1 protein-coding gene is annotated in these 2,140 nt (G+C 40.3%); it reads right to left on the bottom strand.

The annotated features are described in order from the left end of the window. Positions 1-77 precede the first annotated feature (77 nt). Positions 78-1,547 carry a group II intron reverse transcriptase/maturase gene (gene ltrA / locus ABHC48_RS20425; RefSeq protein WP_117579884.1) on the bottom strand — a complete coding sequence of 490 codons (1,470 nt, stop codon included), beginning with the start codon at positions 1,545-1,547 and terminating at the stop codon, positions 78-80. Positions 1,548-2,140: the final 593 nt, after the last annotated feature.

The raw sequence follows: 2,140 nt of genomic DNA, 5'->3' as shown, positions 1-2,140 counted from the left end.
AACCGTACGTGATAGTTTCCCATCATACGGCTCAAGCCTTATAAAGCCTATTGCTGCCACAATAAGCCGGTTGTATATCATTCGTATACAAATTTGAAATTGCTGTAGGATTTATTTTTGCGTTCAGCGAAGTATTCCATCCAAATTTCATCGTAGGGATTCGCTTCCGCTTTAATACGTGTAAAACGGGTAATGTTTGTGTCGGTTGCATATACTAATGCGAGATAATTATCCTCCGTCAGCTTTTCAGAGAAAGTCCAGCTACGGTTTCCGATTCTGTGGAAATATTTATCTCTTATCCATGCGGCTGGTTTGTTTTTATGTCTACGTCGGCACCATCTCCATAGCGCCTTGAATGTCTGCCAGTCCACATATCTAAATGCAACCGAAGATACGTTATACTTCTGAAAGTTCACCCATCCTCTGATAATAGGATTCAGGCATTTGATCAGATCGGATTGCTTGCCCGTTCGGAACTTCTTAATTGTTCCACGAATTTTACGCATAATTGATTTAACATTCTGTTTTGATGGTTTGGTAAGTAATTTATCCCCATATTTACGAATATTACAACCCAAAAAGTCAAATCCATCGTGTATGTTCGTAATAACTGTCTTTTCATCCGATAATTCTAATCCTCTTTCATGCATGAACTCTTTTACTAAAGGTAGTACCTCGTTTCTTAATAGTTCCTCTGATGCTCCTGTAATAATGAAATCATCTGCATAGCGCACCAGATTTACTTTTGGATTTATCTGTCTACCTTTCGACCAATACCGTTTGAACTTATTCTTCAATAATCTTTCTAATCCGTCCAATACATAATTACACAGCGTCGGTGAAATAGTACCTCCCTGTGGTGTTCCTTGGTCAGTAGCATTGAGTTTTCCCTTTTCCACAAATCCAGCTTTAAGAAATTTGTGCAAAATTTCTTTGTCCATAGGGATATTCTTTTGCATCCATTCATGATTTATGTTATCGAAACATCCTTTTATGTCACCTTCCAACACCCATTCTGGTGCTGTTTTTCGAGCCAAGTCGACAAAACATTGCTCTATAGCGTCTTGAACACATCTGTTGGGTCTGAATCCGTATGAAGTGCCGTCTGCCAGAGTTTCTGTGACTGGTTCCAGTGCCATTTTGTGTAATGTTTGCATTGCCCTATCTTTCATTGTAGGAATACTCAGTGGTCTCTTTTTTCCATTTTTCTTTGGAATGTAGATTCGTCTGAGCGGTTGAGGTTGGTATCCTCTTCTCTGAAGTGTGAATATGGCGTTAAATTTGTCCTCATTGCTTATCCAACACACGCCATCTACTCCAGGTGTTCTTTTACCCTTGTTTTCTGTTACTCTTTTTACAGCAATTGCTTTTGCATAAAACGAATGAGTCAGAGTCCATTGTAAGGATTTGATTTTTCCTACTCTGTTCTCCTTTACAGCCTTTGCAATACGCATCTGCAGTTTCTTAACCTCATATTCAGCTGTTCCAAAATCAATATCCTTCCAGCTCTTAATGTGATTTGAAGATGCACACGATTTCTCGTACATTTGCATTTCTCCTTTCAGAAATTCTACTAATTCTCTTGCAACATAAGACCAGACGGAAGTCTGCCCCCTTTCAGGTGAGTATATTCTCTATCCTTCTCATTACAAGAAGGCATTCGCTTTCTCCGTCCTCCTTACCCGCACATCTATCGGTTTCCCTTACGGGTTACTTTCCGTATCTTTATGGAGATATACGGGCTTACCTTGTTCCACTACATTTATGCTGGTAGATTAGGCTCCACCTTTCTGCCGACGGTTCTATAGTCCGTGTGGTGGCTGTTTCAACCCCCAACCAAACCGCATTCCCATTTTGGGCCAGGCCCAGCAACCTTTGGCCTGTTCGCGCATAACGGCATTTACCAGTGATTCAGATATCTTAGCCATTCTATCCCAGTCATCATCTCAAGTCAGTGTTGCTCTTACTTGTTCTTATCCTCACGGAATCAGTTCTACATCTCTGTAAAGATGATTTTTCATATCTCGTTTCCTCATAGCAGTTACCCACTACTTTGTAGATATTAGACTCAACTGACGGAACAGCAGGTCTTACACCTTACGGTAAGACAATAAATGTAGTGACTTTCAAGTCACACAAA

The organism is Ruminococcus sp. 1001136sp1, from assembly GCF_039841815.1.
Classification (GTDB): domain Bacteria; phylum Bacillota; class Clostridia; order Lachnospirales; family Lachnospiraceae; genus Blautia_A; species Blautia_A faecis.
The sequence above is the reverse complement of the archived record's forward strand: the minus strand, read 5'-3'. Positions and strand labels throughout refer to the sequence as shown.